At 73.3% G+C, this 17,187-nt stretch carries 17 protein-coding genes; 13 read left to right on the top strand and 4 right to left on the bottom strand.

What is annotated here, in order from left to right; all coding sequences use genetic code 11:
* Positions 1-4 precede the first annotated feature (4 nt).
* From M8316_RS09770 to M8316_RS09760, 3 genes are all read left to right on the top strand, one after another.
* Entirely contained in the window at positions 5-1,849 is a 1,845-nt protein-coding gene (locus M8316_RS09770) for an ABC transporter ATP-binding protein (RefSeq protein ID WP_250054143.1), read from the top strand.
* Positions 1,846-3,702 (top strand): ABC transporter ATP-binding protein, encoded by a 1,857-nt coding sequence (locus M8316_RS09765; protein ID WP_250054141.1) that lies wholly within the window; start codon positions 1,846-1,848, stop codon positions 3,700-3,702. Before M8316_RS09770 ends, M8316_RS09765 begins: the two co-directional genes overlap by 4 nt.
* A 145-nt stretch (positions 3,703-3,847) precedes the next feature.
* A complete protein-coding gene (locus M8316_RS09760) occupies positions 3,848-5,026 on the top strand; it encodes a glycoside hydrolase family protein (RefSeq protein ID WP_250054140.1) in 1,179 nt (392 codons plus the stop codon).
* 65 nt (positions 5,027-5,091) lie between these two features.
* Here the strand turns inward: M8316_RS09760 and M8316_RS09755 are convergent, their stop codons facing one another.
* The gene (locus M8316_RS09755) at positions 5,092-5,904 is read right to left on the bottom strand and encodes an META domain-containing protein (protein ID WP_250054139.1); all 813 of its coding nucleotides are present in this window, start codon (positions 5,902-5,904) and stop codon (positions 5,092-5,094) included.
* Between the two features lie 86 nt (positions 5,905-5,990).
* On the opposite strand from M8316_RS09755, the gene M8316_RS09750 reads away from it, so the two are divergent.
* The gene (locus M8316_RS09750; protein ID WP_250054138.1) at positions 5,991-7,400 is read left to right on the top strand and encodes an amidase; all 1,410 of its coding nucleotides are present in this window, start codon (positions 5,991-5,993) and stop codon (positions 7,398-7,400) included.
* 83 nt (positions 7,401-7,483) lie between these two features.
* On the opposite strand, the gene M8316_RS09745 is transcribed toward M8316_RS09750, so the two are convergent.
* Positions 7,484-8,254: a VOC family protein gene (locus M8316_RS09745; protein ID WP_250054137.1), complete on the bottom strand. Its 771-nt coding sequence runs from the start codon at positions 8,252-8,254 to the stop codon at positions 7,484-7,486.
* A complete protein-coding gene (gene ku / locus M8316_RS09740; protein WP_250054136.1) occupies positions 8,254-9,225 on the bottom strand; it encodes a non-homologous end joining protein Ku in 972 nt (323 codons plus the stop codon). The genes M8316_RS09745 and ku overlap by 1 nt, the downstream gene beginning before the upstream one ends.
* A 104-nt stretch (positions 9,226-9,329) precedes the next feature.
* Here ku and M8316_RS09735 point away from each other — a divergent pair, with 104 nt between their 5' ends.
* From M8316_RS09735 to M8316_RS09700, 8 genes are all read left to right on the top strand, one after another.
* Complete coding sequence (locus tag M8316_RS09735) at positions 9,330-10,271, top strand: ATP-dependent DNA ligase (protein ID WP_250054135.1); 942 nt, start codon at positions 9,330-9,332, stop codon at positions 10,269-10,271.
* A gap of 25 nt (positions 10,272-10,296) precedes the next feature.
* Complete coding sequence (locus tag M8316_RS09730; RefSeq protein ID WP_250054134.1) at positions 10,297-11,148, top strand: hypothetical protein; 852 nt, start codon at positions 10,297-10,299, stop codon at positions 11,146-11,148.
* Between the two features lie 3 nt (positions 11,149-11,151).
* Complete coding sequence (ligD, locus tag M8316_RS09725; protein WP_250054133.1) at positions 11,152-12,072, top strand: non-homologous end-joining DNA ligase; 921 nt, start codon at positions 11,152-11,154, stop codon at positions 12,070-12,072.
* 186 nt (positions 12,073-12,258) lie between these two features.
* The gene (locus M8316_RS09720; protein WP_250054132.1) at positions 12,259-12,774 is read left to right on the top strand and encodes a COG1361 family protein; all 516 of its coding nucleotides are present in this window, start codon (positions 12,259-12,261) and stop codon (positions 12,772-12,774) included.
* Positions 12,775-12,924: 150 nt separating this feature from the next.
* Positions 12,925-13,629, top strand: coding sequence for a response regulator transcription factor (locus M8316_RS09715; protein WP_250054130.1), 705 nt, complete (start codon positions 12,925-12,927; stop codon positions 13,627-13,629).
* A 109-nt stretch (positions 13,630-13,738) separates the two neighbouring features.
* Positions 13,739-14,500, top strand: coding sequence for an HAD-IIA family hydrolase (locus M8316_RS09710; protein ID WP_250054200.1), 762 nt, complete (start codon positions 13,739-13,741; stop codon positions 14,498-14,500).
* A 65-nt stretch (positions 14,501-14,565) separates the two neighbouring features.
* Positions 14,566-14,745 (top strand): hypothetical protein, encoded by a 180-nt coding sequence (locus M8316_RS09705; RefSeq protein ID WP_250054128.1) that lies wholly within the window; start codon positions 14,566-14,568, stop codon positions 14,743-14,745.
* Entirely contained in the window at positions 14,736-15,128 is a 393-nt protein-coding gene (locus M8316_RS09700; protein ID WP_250054126.1) for a hypothetical protein, read from the top strand. The genes M8316_RS09705 and M8316_RS09700 overlap by 10 nt, the downstream gene beginning before the upstream one ends.
* On the opposite strand, the gene M8316_RS09695 is transcribed toward M8316_RS09700, so the two are convergent.
* Positions 15,091-16,158, bottom strand: a complete 1,068-nt coding sequence (locus tag M8316_RS09695) for an LLM class flavin-dependent oxidoreductase (protein WP_250054124.1) — start codon at positions 16,156-16,158, stop codon at positions 15,091-15,093. The genes M8316_RS09700 and M8316_RS09695 overlap by 38 nt on opposite strands.
* 113 nt (positions 16,159-16,271) lie before the next feature.
* Here M8316_RS09695 and M8316_RS09690 point away from each other — a divergent pair, with 113 nt between their 5' ends.
* Positions 16,272-17,180, top strand: a complete 909-nt coding sequence (locus tag M8316_RS09690; protein WP_250054122.1) for a ribokinase — start codon at positions 16,272-16,274, stop codon at positions 17,178-17,180.
* Positions 17,181-17,187: the final 7 nt, after the last annotated feature.

The following is a 17,187-nucleotide window of genomic DNA, read 5'->3' as shown; positions in this document are numbered from 1 at the left end:
GCTGATGTCATCGAGTGCTCCCCCCGCGTCCGCCGGCCCTGCGGACACCCCTGCCCAGCCCGAGCAGCAGCGCCTGCTCGGCCCCGACCCGGACGTCGCGCCGCCCGCCGGCGTCCGCTCCCTGTGGCGCCTGCGCGGGTACCTGTACCCCTACCGCTGGCAGCTGCTCTTCATGCTGGTCGCCGCGCTCGGCGGCGTCGGCCTCGCCCTCGCGATCCCGCTGGTCACCGCGGCGATCATCGACGGCCCCGTGGCGGAGGGCGACGTGTCGCTGCTCGTGCCGCTGGCCGGCCTGGCGCTGGCCCTCGGCGTGCTCGAGGCGGTGCTGATCTTCGCCCGGCGCTGGGTGCAGAACAAGGCGGTGCTCGGCCTGGAGACGACGCTGCGCCACGACCTCTACGCGCGCCTGCAGCAGCTGCCGATGAGCTTCCACACCCGGTGGCAGTCGGGCCAGCTGCTCTCGCGCGCGACCACGGACCTGAGCCTCATCCGCCGGTTCTCGGGCTTCGGGCTGCTGTTCCTGCTCACCAACATCGTCCAGCTGGTCGTCACGACCGTGATCCTGCTGTTCATGTACTGGCCGCTGGGCCTCGTCGTGGCGGCGGTCTCGGTGCCGATCATCTGGCTCTCGATGCGGTTCGAGAAGTCCTACGTGGTGGTCTCCCGCCAGGTGCAGGACGAGCAGGGCGACCTCGCCACCCGCGCCGAGGAGGCGGCGGTGGCGATCCGCGTCATCAAGTCCTTCGGGCGCAGCGAGCACGTCTCCTCGCAGTACGAGGGCGCCGCCCAGCAGCTGCGCGCCACGTCCATGCGCAAGGTGCGGATGTCGGCGACGTTCTGGACCTTCCTCGAGGGCATCCCCAACGTGGCCGTCGTGATCGTGCTGGCGCTGGGCGCGTGGGGCGTGGGCACCGACCGGCTCACCCCCGGCCAGCTGGTCGCCTTCATCACCCTGATGCTGAGCCTGGTCTGGCCGGTCTCCTCCCTGGGCGTCATCCTCGCGATGGCCCAGGAGTCGATGACCGCCTCGGCCCGCATCCTGGAGATCTTCGACACCGAGCCCGCCATCGTGGGTGGCACCCGCACGATCCCCGCCCCGCGCGGCCACCTGCGGTTCGAGGGCGTGCGGTTCGCGTTCCCCGACAACCCCTCCGACGACGTGCTCAAGGGCGTCGACCTGGAGCTGGAGCCGGGGGAGACGGTGGCGCTGGTCGGCGCCACCGGCTCGGGCAAGACGCTGCTCACGGCCCTCGTCCCGCGGCTGTGGGACGTCACCGGCGGCCGCGTGACCGTGGACGGGGAGGACGTCCGCGACCTCGACCTGACCCACCTGCGCACGCTCGTCGCGACCGCCTTCGAGGACCCGACGCTGTTCTCGATGAGCGCGCGCGAGAACCTCACGCTCGGTCGCGCGGACGCCACCGAGGCCGAGATCGAGGAGGCCCTCGAGGTCGCCCAGGCGCAGTTCGTCCACGAGCTGCCCTGGGGCCTGGACACCCGCATCGGCGAGCAGGGCATGTCGCTCTCGGGCGGTCAGCGCCAGCGCCTCGCCCTGGCCCGGGCGGTGCTGGCCCGGCCCAGCGTGATCGTCCTCGACGACACGCTCTCGGCGCTCGACGTGCACACCGAGACGCTGGTCGAGGCCGCGCTGCGCCGGGTGCTGGCGGACACCACCGGCCTGATCGTGGCCCACCGCGCCTCCACCGTCCTGCTGGCCGACAAGGTGGCCCTCCTGCAGGACGGCGTCATCACCCACGTCGGCGACCACCGCGAGCTGCTGGCCGAGGTGCCGCAGTACCGCGAGCTGCTGGCCGCCGAGGACGAGCGCGCCGAGGAGATGAGCGCATGAGCACCACCACCCCCCAGCGCGACTCCCAGGACAGCACCAAGGCGTGGCGCGGCGAGGCCTCCGTCGACGCCGACGAGGCCGCCGAGCGGCTCACCGCCGGCACCCTCGGCGGCGGGGCCAAGCGCCTGCTGATCGACCTGCTGCGTCCGTACACGAGGATGCTCTGGCTGCTCACCGGCGTCGTCGTGATCGAGAACGCCGCCCGGCTCGCGATCCCGTACCTGGTCAAGGAGGGCATCGACGTCGGCATCCCGCCGATCACCGAGGACGGCAACATCGGGCCGCTGACGGAGATCGTCGGCGTGGTGCTGGTCGCCACCGTGATCCAGGCGATCAGCCGCAACCGGTTCCTGGTGCTCCAGGGGCGGATCGGTCAGGACGTCCTCTACGAGCTGCGTCGGCGGGTGTTCCGACACTTCCAGGCGCTCAGCCCGGCCTTCCACGACACCTACACCTCGGGCCGCGTCATCTCGCGTCAGACCTCCGACGTCGAGGCCATCTACGAGATGCTCGAGACCGGCTTCGACGGCCTGGTGAAGGCCGCGCTGACGCTGTTCGGCACCGCCGGCATCCTGCTCTGGCTCGACCTCAAGCTCGGCCTGGTCTCGCTGCTGTGCTTCCCGTTCCTGGTGCTGCTCACCAACTGGTTCCGCAAGGCCTCGGCGAAGTCCTACCGCGCCACCCGCGAGAAGGTCGCGCTGGTGATCGTCCACTTCGTGGAGTCCATGGGCGGCATCCGCGCAGTCCAGGCGTTCCGCCGCGAGCCCCGCAACCAGGAGATCTTCGACGACGTCAACGACCAGTACCGCGTCGCCAACCTCGGCGCGTTCCGGCTGGTCACCTGGTTCATGCCGGGCACCCGGCTGATCGGCAACGTCACCATCGCGGTGGTGCTCGGCTACGGCGGCTACCTGGCCACCCAGGGCGAGGTCACCGTCGGTGTGCTGGCCGCCTTCCTGCTCTACCTGCGGCAGTTCTTCGAGCCGATGATGGAGATCAGCCAGTTCTACAACACGTTCCAGTCGGCCTCCGCCGCGCTGGAGAAGCTGGCCGGCGTGCTCGAGCAGGAGCCCGGCGTCCCCGAGCCGGAGCAGCCCCGCCCGCTGCCCGAGGCCCGCGGCGAGCTGCACTTCGACGGGGTCGGTTTCTCCTACGTCGAGGGCCGGCCGGTCATCCCCGGCCTGGAGCTGACGCTGCCGGCGGGGCAGACCGTCGCCGTCGTCGGCACGACCGGCGCCGGCAAGACGACGCTGGCCAAGCTCGCCACGCGGTTCTACGACCCGACGGCCGGCGCCGTCCGGCTCGACGGCGTGGACGTGCGCGAGCTCGACTCCGACACCCTGCGCCGGCACGTCGTCATGGTGACGCAGGAGAACTACCTCTTCTCCGGCTCCATCGCGGACAACATCCGGTTCGGTCGCCCCGAGGCGAGCATGGAGGAGGTCGTCGCCGCCACGAAGGCGCTCGGCGCGCACGACTTCATCGCCGCCATGCCGGAGGGCTACGACACGGACGTGGCCAACCAGGGTGGCCGGCTCTCCGCCGGTCAGCGCCAGCTGGTGGCCTTCGCCCGCGCGTTCCTGGCCGACCCGGCCGTCCTCATCCTCGACGAGGCGACCTCGTCGCTGGACGTGCCCTCGGAGCGGCTCGTGCAGAACGCGCTGCGCACCGTGCTCGCCGGCCGCACCGCCGTGATCATCGCCCACCGGCTCTCCACCGTGGAGATCGCCGACCGGGTGCTCGTCATGGAGAAGGGCGTCGTCGTCGAGGACGGCTCGCCCGCCGAGCTGGTGGCCTCGGGCGAGGGCCGGTACGCCGGCCTGCACGAGGCCTGGGAGGCCTCGCTGGCCTGAGGGCCTGCTGCCTCGCACCCCCTGAGCCGGCGGCACGGCACCCCACGACCCACCCCGGCCCACCGGTCGGGGTGGGTCGCGCTCGTTCCGCCCTCCGTGGCACCATCAGGCCGAACCTGACGTATCGAGCTCTCGGGAGTGACGTGTGAGGAAACGACGAAGTCTGCTCAGCCTGCTGCTGTCGCTGGTGCTGGCCGGCGGCCTGGTCCCGCTGTTCCAGGCGCAGAGCTCTGCTCATGTGGCCTCGGAGTACGAGGACGCACCAGCCAGCTTCGCCCGGATCGCCCAGTGCGGCGGGGCGACCGTCTTCATCTGGCGGGCCAAGCGCCTCATGTTCTGCACCGGTGACGGACGGGTCTACACGTCGGAGCCCGGGGCGTTGTCGTGGGAGCAGGACCAGGTCGAGGATCGTCAGTACGCCATCGACACCGAGGACGGCCTGGCGGAGAACGCCTGCGGCAACTTCTGGAACCCGGCGATCGTCAAGCGCAAGGTCGCACGCGGTTCGGGTCAGGACCCGTGGGTCATGGTGTACCAGTCGAACTTCCGGACCGTCGACCAGGAGGGGAACGCCGGACCCTGCCGGCAGAAGAAGCGCTGCCTGTACGTGGCCACCGCGCAGAAGGCCATGGGCCCCTACACGACGTCCACCGAGACCAACGGTCGCCTCGTCTGTGACGCCTACGCCCCGCAGTGGTTCACGTCGTCCAAGGGTCTGTACCTGCTCGCGAAGACTCACGGGAAGAAGACGGCCGGCGGTGCCACCATCGGCAAGACCGGTATCGCCTACCGCAAGATGGGCGCCGGCCTGCTGCGCTTCGAGCGCGGCTCCAGCTGGGTCCCGGTCGACATCAGCTCGACCCGCACGTGGGAGGACGCCCGCTGCTCCGGCGCCGACGAGCGGCCGCACAAGAACTGCCCCATCGAGGGCCCCGCGTTCCTGCGGCTGCCCAGCGGCTACTGGGTGATGTTCTACTCGGCCGGAGACTGGCGCAGCGACAGCTACGGCATGGGCTACATCGTCTGCGGCAACAAGGCGATGCCCGCGCGCACGTGCACCAAGCCGCGCAAGAACCAGCTGGTGTCCCGGGTCGGCAGGTCGTTCTCGATCGGTGCCGGCATGGGCGTGGCCACCATGCCGGACGCGAACGGCAAGGTGAAGATCCAGCTGGTCGCCGCCGGGTTCTTCGGCGACGTCGAGGGCAGCGGGTGCACGATCGAGTGCAACGCGGACTTCAAGCACAAGTACGCCCGCATCTTCCAGCTCCGGAACAACATCTACCGGGGCTTCCCGGACGACCTGGACGTGAAGCTGCTCCAGTAGCGGCTGGTCCCACCTGCGGCGCCCGTCCCACCACGGTGGGGCGGGCGCCGTGGCGTCCGGACGGCTCAGCCGACCGCCACCAGGTACAGCTGCGCGGAGCCCGCGTCGAGCACCAGGGAGGACTCGGTGACCTCCCAGGTCAGCGTCCCGGCGCCGAGCACGCCCTGCACGGCCTCGCTGATGTCGGCCTGCGCGGGGGCGGTCGTGCCGACCTGCGTGCTGACCAGGCCACCGAGCGACAGGGTGTCGCCGTCGAGCGTGTAGTCGGTGCTGATGTCGTCGAGGCCGTCACTGCCGGTGAGTCGGCCGTCCTGGAGCGTGAGCTCGGGCGCGGTGACCCCGGCGGGGAGGCTGCTGACGACACCGGACTCGCCGGTACCGCTGCCGATGCCGTCCAGCCGCCAGGTGGTGCCCTCCAGGGCGACGTCGGCCGGGCTGGTCAGCTCCACGACGCCGGCGTCCGAGGTGACGGTCAGGAGGCCGTCGTCCAGGGCGAGGGACGGGCCGGAGGACAGCACGTCGACCAGCCACGTCTCGGCCGCGGCGAGGTCGGCCGGGCAGCCCATCTCGGTCATCGCGAGGTCGCCGACCTCGAGGACGCCCTCGACCAGCGAGACCTGACCCCCGAGGCTGTTGCAGCCGACGCTCGCGCCCAGCTGCTCGCCCTCGAACGTCAGCCGGACCTCGGTGTCGGCCGGTGCCTCGTCGGCGCGCACGCGGGTGCTGGTCCAGGTGCTCCCGTCCAGGTCGGCGAGCGTCACCCACAGGCGCGGGTCGGTGCCCAGGCCGCCGTCGGTCTGCCCCTGCTGCGTGCCGCACCCGACGGCGAGGAGCGCGACGGCCGGCACGAGGACGAGGGAGCGGAGCCGGGTTCTCATGCAGGTGGGACGCGGTGCGTCGCGCCCTGGTTCCCACCGACCGCTTCCCCTGCCGGAAGGGGGCCCCGCTCGCTACGTTGCTCGGCATGGCCGACGTGAGCGAGCAGCTGGTGGCGGAGACGGAGACCTGGAGCGCGGTGCGCACCCGCGCGGCCGTGGTCGACGGAGAGGTCACGGCGGCGGCCGTCACCGAGGCGGCGCTGGTGCGGGCGGGGCGGGCCGGGCACCTCAACGCGATCAGCGTCCTGCTGGCCGAGCAGGCGCGGGCCGAGGCCACCGGCCGGGACGCGGCACTGGCCGCGGGGGAGACGCCCGGGCCGCTGCACGGCGTGCCGGTGGTGATCAAGGAGGAGATAGACACCGCGGGGCAGGTCACCACCTTCGGCGGGGACGGCAACAGCACCCCCGCGCCCGCGGACGCCGAGGTGGTGCGGCGGCTGCGCGAGGCCGGCGCCGTGATCCTCGCCCGCACCACCATGCCCGAGTTCGGGGCCTGGCCCTTCACGGAGTCGGTCGCCCGCGGCATCACCCGCAACCCGTGGAACCCCCGCCGCACGCCGGGCGGCTCCTCGGGCGGCACGGCCGCCCTCGTCGCGGCCGGCGTCGTGCCCGTCGGGATGGGCGGGGACGGCGGCGGTTCGATCCGCATCCCGTCGGCGGCCTGCGGGCTCTTCGGCCTCAAGCCCCAGCGCGGCCGGGTCAGCACGGCACCGCACGAGCACCTGTGGTGGGCCCTGGGGACGGCCGGGCCCCTGGCGCGCACGGTCGCCGACAGCGCGCTCGTCTACGACGTCGTGCGCGGCCACACCGAGGTCGACCGGTTCCGCGCCGGCGAGGTCGGCTCCTTCGTCGAGGCCGCCGCCCGCGAGCCCGGGCGGCTGCGGATCGGCTGGTCGACGGCGCCGGTGACCAAGGGCGTGAGGCCCGACCCGGCCCACGTCCGCGCCGTCACCGAGACCGCCGCCGTGCTGGCGGAGCTGGGCCACGACGTCCGCGAGGTCGACCCGGGCTACCCCGACCCGACGCTCGCGTTCGTGCCGCAGTTCTTCGCCGGCATCCGCAGCGAGGCGGCCGGCGTCGAGCACCCCGAGAGGCTCGAGCGCCGCACCCGGGCGACGGTCCGGCTGGGGGCGTGGGTACGACCCGGCGTCCGGGAGTGGGCCATCCGCCGCGGCGAGGAGGTCTCGCGCCGCGCCAACGCCGTCTTCGAGCAGGTCGACGTGCTGCTCACCCCCACCGTCGCCCACCGGCCCCGCGAGGTCGGGGTGCTCGACGGCGTCGGGCCGCTGCGGGCCTCGCTGGCCTCCACTCCGTCGATCGCCTACGCGGCGCTGTGGAACGTGGCCGGCAACCCCGCCGCGTCCGTGCCCACGGGGCTCGGGGCCGACGGGCTGCCCCTCGCCGTGCAGCTCGTGGGGCCCACGGACGGGGAGCCGGTGCTGCTCTCGCTGGCGGCGCAGCTCGAGCGGGCACGCCCCTGGCCCCTCCTACGCTGACCTGAAAGGTGCTGCCGACTCACCGCCGAGTCGGCGGCACGGTACTGCCGACTCGCTGGGTGTGGTGGGCGGGGGAGGAGAGGTCAGGCGAGCGACTGCATGACGCGGAACGGCACCCCGTTCGGGTCCAGCAGCGAGCCGATGCGGCCGTAGGGCGTGTCCTCGGCCGGCTGCTCCTCGGAGCCGCCGAGCTCGAGGGCCCGCGCGACGGTGGCGTCGGCGTCCTCCACGACCAGGTAGAACTGCCAGCGGGAGGTCTGGTCGATCAGGAACGCGGAGGCGTCCATGATCCCGGCGGCCGCTGCCTCGTCCTTGCCGTGCGTGGTGTAGCGGAACTCGTCGGTGTCGGCCATCGTGTGCGCCGGCCAGCCGATCACGTCGCGGTAGAACGCGACCGTCATCGGGTAGTCCTTCGTCAGCGTCTCGAACCAGCCGGGGGCTCCGGGCTCCGCGACGCGGGAGAAACCGGCGAACGTGCCCGCCTGCCAGAGGCCGAACGCCGCCCCGGAGGGGTCGAGGACCATCGCCATCCGGCCCAGGTCGGCGATGTCGACCGGACCCATCAGGACGGGGCAGCCGGTCTCGGTCACCTTCGCCAGCGTCGCGTCGACGTCCGGGGTGGCCAGGTAGACGGTCCAGGCGTTGGGTGCGCCCGCGTCGCTGCCGTCGTGCGGCATCAGCCCGCAGATCGGCTCGCCGTCGAGGAGCAGCATCCGGTAGCCGCCGAAGTCGGAGGACGCCTCGCCGACCGTCCAGCCGAACAGGTCGGCGTAGAAGGTGGCCGCCTCGTCGGCGCCGGTCGTGAACAGCTCGATCCAGGTGGGGGCGCCGGGCCCCGGGTCGGTGTGCCGCATCAGCTGGCCGCCTTCTTGGTCGTCGACTTCTTGGAGGTGGACTTCGTGGCGGTCTTCTTCGCCGCCGCCTTCTTGGCCGCGGTCTTCTTCGTGGCGGCCTTCTTGGTCGTGCTCTTCCTCGCGGTCGGCTTCGCGCCGGCGCCGTCGTCGGCGGAGTCCTCGGAGGCGTCGGTCGAGTCGTCCTCCCCGCGGGAGGCCTTGGCGGCGTCGACGGAGCGCTGGAGCGCCGCGAGCAGGTCGACGACCTCGCCGGAGGTCTTGGTGGACGTCTCCGTGCGCTGCACCTCGCCGCCCTCGATCTTCGCCTTCACGACCGCCTCGACCGCCTCGGCGTAGTCGTCGGAGAAGTCCTCGGCGTGGAAGTCGCCGGCCAGGGTCTCCACGAGCATCCGAGCCATCTGCACCTCGGCGTCCTTGACCTCGCCGGTCTCCACCGAGAAGTCGGGGGTGCGGATCTCGTCGGGCCACATCATCGTCTGCAGCACGATCACGTCGCCGGCGTCCGTCTCGCGCACCCGCAGGACCGCGGTGGTGGTGCGCTGGCGCAGCGCGACCGTCACCACCGCCACCCGGTCGGACTCGCGCAGCGCCTCGCGCAGCAGCGCGTACGGCTTGGCGCCCGTCTTCTCGGGCTCGAGGTAGTAGGACTTCTCCAGCAGCAGCGGGTCGATCTGGTCGCTGGGCACAAACTTCTCCACCGCGATCTCGCGGGAGGACGTGACGGGCAGGTCGGCCAGGTCGTCGTCGGTGAGCACGACCATCTCGCCGTCCTCGGTCTCGTACCCCTTGGCGATCTCGGAGTAGGCGACCTCCTCGCCGTCCAGCGAGCACAGCCGCTGGTAGCGGATGCGTCCGCCGTCCTTCGCGTGCACCTGCCGGAAGGACACGTCGTGGCTCTCGGTCGCCGAGTACAGCTTCACCGGCACGCTGACCAGGCCGAAGGAGACCGCACCCTTCCAGATCGCTCGCATGCACGGCAGTCTGCCCGGTCCCGCCGACCACGTCACCGTCCACCCGAGGGGTTCGCCCTCCCGGCCGCTGCCGGGAGGCTGGGGCGCAGGGGCAGGATGGGCGGGTGATCCCGTACCTCCCCATGCTCGCCACCAAGGCCGACCCGGTGCCCGTCGGCGAGGAGTGGGTGCACGAGGTCAAGTGGGACGGGGTGCGCACCATCGCGCAGGTCGGGGCCTCCGGCCCGGGCGCGGACGACGGCGTGGCGACGTGGACGCGCAACGGCAACTCCTCCACGCTCGCCTGGCCCGACGTCGTCGCGGCCGCCCCGGACGCCGATCTCGTCGTCGACGGCGAGGTGATCGCCCTGAACGGGGCGGGCCTGCCGGACTTCCGGGTGCTCCAGGAGCGCATGCACGTGCGCCGTGCCGCGACGGCGGCCCGGCTGGCCTCCGGGCTGCCGGCGACGTTCATGGTCTTCGACCTGCTGCGGCTGGAGGGGGAGGACCTCACCGGCCGCCCGCTGCTGGAGCGCCGGGCGCTGCTCGCCGAGGCGCTGGCGGGCAGCGGCTGGGCGGTGCCCGAGCACTACGACGACGGGGCGATGCTGCTCGAGGCCACGCGCAGCCAGGGCCTGGAGGGCGTCGTCGCCAAGCGCCGCACCAGCACCTACCGGCCCGGCGAGCGCAGCCCGCACTGGCGCAAGCTCGCCCACCGGCACCGGGGCAGCTACGTCGTGGGCGGCTGGCGGCCGCAGGAGGGCAGCACCGACCGGCTCGCCGCGCTCCTCGTGGGCGAGCCCACCCCCGACGGACTGGCCTACCGTGGGCGGGTGGGCAGTGGGATCGGACCGCGGGCGAGCCGGCGACTGACCGCGCTCGTCACCGGGCTCGGACGAGGCACCAGCCCGTTCGCGGACGAGGTCCCGCGGGTCGACGCGACCGGCACGACCTGGGTCGAGCCGGTGCTCGTCGTCGACGTCGAGACCCACGGCTCCGGGCACACCCGGCTGCGCCAGCCGTCGCTGGTCGCGGTCCGCACCGACCTCGCGCCCGACGACCTCTGACCCCCCTCCGATCTCGGGAGACACGATGAGCACCCCCCGCACCAGCCACCACCCCGGGCGCGGCACGGGCCGCAGCACCGGCCGCAGTACCGGCCGGGCCGTCGTCCTGCTGGCCCTCGTGGCCGGCCTGCTCGGCGCCGGCCCCGTCGCGCCGACCTCCGCCGCCCCGACCGCGCCCTCGGGCACGGTCGCGGCCACCGACCTCGCGGCCACGGACCTCGCCGCGGCCGACACCCTGACGTCGGCCAGGAAGAACCGCACGGTCCGGCTGGGAGGGGTGCGCGTGCGCCTGCGCCGCGGCACGACCCAGGTGATCACGGTCAACCGCCGCTCCGGCATCCACGCGACCGTCGCGTTCTGGCGCCGCACCGACGACGGCTGGCAGCGGCGGATGAAGGCCCGCGACGGCCGGATCGGCTACGGCGGCCTGGTCGGCCCGACGAAGCGTGAGCAGGGCACCGGCACCACGCCGGTGGGCACCTACCGGCTGCCGTTCGCGTTCGGCACCCGCAAGGAGCGGGACAACTGGCAGCTGGACTACCGCAGGATCAAGGCCGGCGACTACTGGGTGCAGGACAACGAGTCCGACTACTACAACGAGTACCGCAACAAGCGCCGCGGCGGCTTCCGCTGGTGGCTGAGCTGCTCCGACCCCGACTGCTCCGAGCGGCTGGCCGACTACCCGACCGAGTACGAGTACGCCGTGGTGGTCAACTACAACGCGGGCAAGGTGCGCCACCGCGGCGCCGGGATCTTCCTGCACGTCAACGGCGACGGCGCCACGGCCGGCTGCGTGAGCGCCCCCCGCTGGTTCCTGCGCGGCGCCCTGGCCCGCCTCGACGACCGCGGCACGCCCGTGATCGCGATCGGGGGCTGACGCGTGGCCGGTGGCGAGGAGCTGCACGTCGAGGTCGAGGGCCGCACCCTGCGGATCTCCAACCTCGACAAGGTGCTCTACCCGCGCACCGGCACCACCAAGGGCGAGGTCCTGCACTACTACGCCCAGGTCGCCCCCGTGCTGCTGCCGCACCTGGCCGGCCGCGCCATCACCCGCATCCGGTGGCCGCACGGCGTCGGCGACGCCTCCTTCTACGAGAAGAACGCACCACGCGGGACGCCGTCGTGGGTCCGGGTCGTCAGCGTGCCGACCACCGGGTCCCGCGGGGAGTCCCGGCACGGCGACACCCTGGAGATGCCGGTCGTCGACTCGCTCGCCACGCTGACCTGGCTGGCCAACCTGGCCGCGCTGGAGCTGCACGCGCACCAGTGGCAGGTCTCCGCCACCGGACGTCCCCGCCGGGCTGACCGGCTGGTCGTCGACCTCGACCCCGGTGAGGACGCCGGCCTCCAGCAGTGCTGCCAGGTGGCCCTCGAGGTGCGCGACCGGCTCGGCGGCGCGGGCCTGGAGGTGGTGCCGGTGCTCTCCGGCAGCAAGGGCCTGCACCTGTACGCGCCGCTGCGGCCGCGCCGGGCCTCCGAGGACGCCACGGCCGTCGCCAAGGAGCTGGCCGAGGGGCTCGCCCGCGACCACCCGCGCCTCGTGACGGCCACGATGACCAAGACACGCCGAGTCGGGCGCGTCTTCCTGGACTGGTCGCAGAACGCCGCGTCCAAGACCACGGTGAGCCCCTACTCGCTGCGCGGGCGGGACCGGCCGACCGTCGCGGCCCCCGTCACGTGGGCCGAGGTGGAGGCCGGCGCGGAGGACCCGCTGGGCCTGGAGCAGGTCACGCTCGGCGAGGCGCTGGCCCGGGTCGCCGAGCACGGCGACCTCGCCACGGCGCTCGTCCCCACCCGCTGAGGGCGCGGCACGGCGCGGCCCGCTCGCGCGGTTCGGAGCACACCTGCGCACACGTGTTACCGAACCGTGGACCGGTGGTGGCGCCCACGTGGCGGCCCTGTGCGGGGTCGGCTCCTAGCGTGGTCGTACCGACCAGGCAGCAGACCGGGAGACGCCCGGCGAGGTCGGCCGCAGGAGGTGTCCCCCATGACCACCGTGCCCGTTCCCGGCCAGGTCCTCCACGCCCGCACGCTCCGGGTGCTCGCCGTCCCGGCGGCCGTCGTCGCGGTGTTCGCGCTGGCCGTGTGGATCTCCGGCACCCCGCTGCGCGCCCCCGGGTCGCCCGAGAGTGCGGTCACCCTGGCGACGGAGGGCTCCGCCGCCGTCCTCACCGTCGCGGCCCTCCAGCCGGGGGAGTCGATGACGCGGTCGGTCTCGATCAGCAACGCCGGCCCGGAGGAGGCCCGCCTCTCGCTCACCGAGAGTGGTGCGGCCACGGACGCCGCGGACGGCGCGCTGTGGCTGGAGATCCGCCGCGACGGGCAGCAGGTGTACGCCGGAGCGTTCGGCGCGATGGCCGACTTCACCACCGACCAGGGCACGCTCGCGGCGGGCGCGGAGGCCACGTTCACCTTCACCGTCTCGCTGCCGGAGAGCGCACCGGCGCTCACCGAGGACGACGCCCCCGCCGTCGTCCGCTACACCCTCGGGACGACCTCCTGAGAGGCGGTGCCAGCAGACCCCGCCCGGCGGTGGAAAGTATCGGCAAGGGCGTCTTGACCAGGCACGATGCGACGTCGCAACGGCGTCGGAGGCGGTCTCGGATCGGGCGTACGTGGCCCGGCCGACGCCGCGTGCCTCTATGCTCGGGCCATGGCTCAGCGGGTGCTCGTGGTGGAGGACGAGGAGGACATCGCCTTCCCCCTCGTCCGGACGCTGGAGCGTGAGGGCTACGACGTCTCCTGGGTCGACTCCGGCGAGCGTGCGCTGGCCGACCTCGAGGGGGTCGCCGCGGACGTGGTGATCCTCGACCTCGGCCTGCCCGACATGGACGGCCTCGAGGTCTGCCGCCGCGCCCGCGAGAGCGGCTTCGGTGGGGCGATCATGATCGTCACGGCCCGCGCCGCCGAGCTGGACCGCGTGGTCGGGCTCGACTACGGCGCCGACGACTACCTCTCCAAGCCGTTCGGCCTGGCCGAGCTCCAGGCGCGCGTGCGCGCGCTCCTGCGCCGCACCCAGAACGGCTTCGCGCCCTCCGTGCCCGAGGACCCCAACGGCCTGCGCATCGACGCGGCCGCGCGCCGCGTGTACGCGGGCGACCAGGAGGTCCCGCTGACCGGCAAGGAGTTCGAGGTGCTCAGCATCCTCGCCTCCCACCGCGACAAGGTGGTCTCCCGCGGCCGGTTGATGGCCGACGTGTGGGACGAGAACTGGTACGGCTCCACCAAGACCCTCGACGTCACCATCGGGCGGCTGCGGCAGAAGCTCGAGTCGGTCGGCGTGACCGACAAGGTGGTCGCGGTCCGCGGGGTCGGCTTCCGGCTCGAGGCGGGGCAGGTCCAGGCCACCTCGGGGTGATGCCTGCGCCGCGCGCGGAGTCGCTAGCGTCGCGCCCGTGACGAAGAGCGAGAAGAAGGACGACGGCAGCGACCGCGGCACCCGACCGGTCGAGACCTGGCTGACCGACATGGACGGCGTGCTCGTCCACGAGGAGGAGGCCATCCCCGGGGCGGCGGACTTCATCGACCGGCTCCGCGAGTCCGACTGCTCCTTCATGGTGCTGACGAACAACTCGATCTTCACCCCGCGCGACCTGTGCGCCCGCCTCTCGCGCAGCGGCATCGAGGTGCCCGAGGAGGCGATCTGGACCTCCGCGCTGGCCACCGCCCAGTTCCTGCACGAGCAGCGGCCCGGTGGCTCGGCCTACGTCGTCGGCGAGGCCGGCCTGACCACCGCGCTGCACGAGGTCGGCTACGTCATCACCGACGAGGACCCGGACTACGTGGTGCTCGGCGAGACCCGCACCTACTCCTTCGAGGCGATCACCCGGGCGATCCGGCTGCTGGAGAAGGGCGCCCGCTTCATCGCCACCAACCCCGACGCGTCCGGCCCGAGCCGCGAGGGCAAGCTGCCCGCCACCGGGTCCGTCGCGGCGCTCATCGCGACCGCCACCGGTCGTCAGCCCTACTACGTGGGCAAGCCGAACCCGATGATGATGCGCTCGGCGCTGAACAAGCTGGACGCGCACTCGGAGACCACGGTGATGGTCGGCGACCGGATGGACACCGACGTGAAGGCCGGCCTGGAGACGGGCCTGCGCACCGTGCTGGTGCTCTCCGGATCGACCACCCAGGAGGAGGCCGACATCCACCCCTACGGCGCCACCCGGGTCTTCGACTCGGTGGCCGACCTCGTCGACCTCGTCGGGAAGCCGTTCCCCACCGACTGACACCCGGTGCACCCGGTGCGCCCGGTGCACCCGGCGTCGCCCCCGGGTGCACTACCGTGCTCGACATGATGGTCCTGACGCCCCTGCGCTGGGTGCTCGCCTGGCTGCTGCTCGTCGTCGCCGACTTCCGGGTGAACGGCTTCGACCTGCTGCCCGACGCCCTGGGCTGGTCGTCGCGGGCGCGCTGCTGCTCTCGCTCGGGTCGTTCCAGGCCTGGTTCACCGCCGCCGGGTGGGTGGCGCTGACCGCCGGCGCGCTCAGCCTGCTCGAGTACGTCGGCCTCGACGGCGGGGCGCTGGTCGGGGTGCTCGACTCGCTCGCGCAGACCGCCCTGGTGTGGACCGCGGCGACGGCGGTCGTGGCGCTGGTGCCGCCGCTCGCGGGGGAGGGACGGGTGCTGCGCTGGTACTCGGTCGGCACCCTCGTCCTGCTGTCACCGGTGGTGCTGCTGGACGGCGCCGTCGCCCCGCTGGGCCCGGGCGGCGACGTCGTGGTCGGCCTCGGCGCGGCCGCGTTCATCCTGGTCGAGGTGGTCTGGTTCGTGAGCTACCTCTGGCGGGCCGCCGCCCGCCCGGTCGACCCGCGGCTGGTCAGCCCTGGGCCAGCAGCTCCCGCACCCGGGGGATGACCTCGGTGCCGTAGAGGCGCACCGACTCCATCCGCTGCTCGTGCGGCAGCGCGCCGACGGAGTACTTCAGCTGGAAGCGGGAGAGCCCCAGCTCGCGGCAGGCCCAGGCGATCTTCTGGGCCACGGTCTCGGGGGAGCCGACGAACATGGCGCCCGTGGGCGAGGCGCCCTGCTCGAAGGCGATCCGCGAGTACGGGCCCCAGCCACGCTCGCGGCCGAGGCGCTCGTAGAGGTCCTTCTGGTGCGGGAACAGCTGCTCGCGGGCCAGCTCGTCGGTGGCGGCCACGTGGCCGGGGGAGTGCATGCCGATCGGCAGCAGCTCCTGCCCGGACTCGGCCAGCGCGCGACGGTAGAGGTCGGCGAACGGCACGAACTGGCCGGGCGAGCCGCCGATCACGGCGAGCACCAGCGGCATCCCGAAGGACGCGGCCCGCACGACCGACTGCGGTGAGCCGCCGACGGCGATCCACGCCGGCACGCCGGCCTCGGTGCGCGGGTGCACGGTCTGGTTGCTCAGCGGTGCCCGCTTCGAGCCGTTCCAGGTGACCGGCTGCTCGCGCTGGAGGGCGTGGAAGAGCTCGACCTTCTCGTGGAAGAGCACCTCGTAGTCGTCCAGGTCGTAGCCGAACAGCGGGAAGGACTCGATGAAGGAGCCGCGGCCCAGCTGCACCTCGGCGCGGCCGTGCGAGATGGCCTGGAGCGTGGCGAAGCGCTGGTAGACGCGCACCGGGTCGTCGGAGGAGAGCACGGTGACGCCGGTGCCCAGCCGCAGGCGCTCGGTCTGCCCGGCGATCGCGGCCAGGACGACGTCGGGCGCGCTGATCGCGTAGTCGGGGCGGTGGTGCTCGCCCAGGCCGAGGTAGTCGACGCCGACCTGGTCGGCCAGCACCGCCTCGGCAACGGTCTCGCGGATGGCCTCGGCCTGGTGCTGGGGCGACCCGTCGGCCTCGCGGCCCACGTCGCCGAAGGTGTCCAGCCCGAGCGTGGGGTGCTCGGGGGAGCCGAGGACCGACAGATCAAGTGCGTTCACATTCAACGACTCTACGCCGGTGTCGTGGACGTGGCGGACACCCCGTCGTGGCGCCGCGCCGGTCACCTCGGTGAGTGCGGTGCGTCACCACCGCCCTGCCTAGGGTGGGGGACGTGAGCACCGGAGCCCCCGTCGTGTCCGTCGTCGGCAGCCTCAACGCGGACCGGGTGCTGCGCGTGCCCGACCTGCCGCGCGGCGGCCAGACCGTCACCGCCCTGCGCACCCGCACCCTGCCCGGCGGCAAGGGGGCGAACCAGGCCGTGGCGCTGGCGCGGCTCGGGTGCCACGTCCGGATGCTCGGGGCGGTGGGCCACGACCCGGACGCCACGCTGCTGCGCTCGGCGCTGCGCCAGGAGCGGATCGACGTCGAGGGGCTCCAGGAGGTCGCCGGCCCCAGTGGCGGCGCGACCGTACTGGTCGACCAGGCGGGCGAGAACGTCATCGTGGTGACACCGGGCGCCAACGCCCAGGTGGACGCCGACGAGGTGCTCGGCCGGCTCGCCGGCGCCGGGCCCGTCGACGTGCTGCTGCTCCAGCTCGAGCTGCCCGTGGCCGCCGTGGAGAAGGTGGCCCGCGAGGCCCGTGGCATGACGCAGCGGATCGTGCTCAACGCCGCCCCCGCCACCGAGCTCTCCCACGAGCTGCTGGGGCTGGTGGACGTGCTGGTCGTCAACGAGCACGAGGCGCGCGAGCTGACCGGGCTGGCCGACCCGACCCGCGCGGTCACCCGTCTCGCCGCCCAGGTGCGCGAGCTGGCAGTGGTCACCCTCGGCAGCCGTGGCGGGCTCTACGCCGGCGTCGTCACCGGTGAGTTCTCCGCCGTCGCCGCCGACCAGGTGGCCGACACCACCGGCGCCGGGGACTGCTTCGTGGCGGCGCTGTGCGACGGCCTCGCCCGGTGCGCGGACGCCGCCTCGGACCTGCCCGGCGTCCTGGACCGCGCGGCGCGCGCCGCCGCGCTCTGCGTCGGCCGGCACGGTGCGCAGCCCGCGATGCCCACCCGCGCCGAGCTCGACGACTGACCTGCGG

It is taken from the genome of Nocardioides bruguierae (assembly GCF_023554635.1).
GTDB lineage: Bacteria > Actinomycetota > Actinomycetes > Propionibacteriales > Nocardioidaceae > Nocardioides > Nocardioides bruguierae.
This window is presented reverse-complemented; position numbering and strand designations above follow the sequence as displayed.

Bases quoted from the DNA above. Each gene is read 5' to 3' on its own strand.
- M8316_RS09710 (WP_250054200.1), top strand. From the start codon at position 13,739: ATGGACGGCGTGCTCGTCCACGAGGAGGAGGCCATCCCCGGGGCGGCG.
- M8316_RS09750 (WP_250054138.1), top strand. From the start codon at position 5,991: ATGGCCGACGTGAGCGAGCAGCTGGTGGCGGAGACGGAGACCTGGAGC.
- M8316_RS09705 (WP_250054128.1), top strand. From the start codon at position 14,566: ATGATGGTCCTGACGCCCCTGCGCTGGGTGCTCGCCTGGCTGCTGCTC.
- M8316_RS09715 (WP_250054130.1), top strand. From the start codon at position 12,925: ATGGCTCAGCGGGTGCTCGTGGTGGAGGACGAGGAGGACATCGCCTTC.
- M8316_RS09765 (WP_250054141.1), top strand. From the start codon at position 1,846: ATGAGCACCACCACCCCCCAGCGCGACTCCCAGGACAGCACCAAGGCG.
- ku (WP_250054136.1), bottom strand. From the start codon at position 9,225: ATGCGAGCGATCTGGAAGGGTGCGGTCTCCTTCGGCCTGGTCAGCGTG.
- M8316_RS09755 (WP_250054139.1), bottom strand. From the start codon at position 5,904: ATGAGAACCCGGCTCCGCTCCCTCGTCCTCGTGCCGGCCGTCGCGCTC.
- M8316_RS09720 (WP_250054132.1), top strand. From the start codon at position 12,259: ATGACCACCGTGCCCGTTCCCGGCCAGGTCCTCCACGCCCGCACGCTC.
- M8316_RS09745 (WP_250054137.1), bottom strand. From the start codon at position 8,254: ATGCGGCACACCGACCCGGGGCCCGGCGCCCCCACCTGGATCGAGCTG.
- M8316_RS09730 (WP_250054134.1), top strand. From the start codon at position 10,297: ATGAGCACCCCCCGCACCAGCCACCACCCCGGGCGCGGCACGGGCCGC.
- M8316_RS09770 (WP_250054143.1), top strand. From the start codon at position 5: ATGTCATCGAGTGCTCCCCCCGCGTCCGCCGGCCCTGCGGACACCCCT.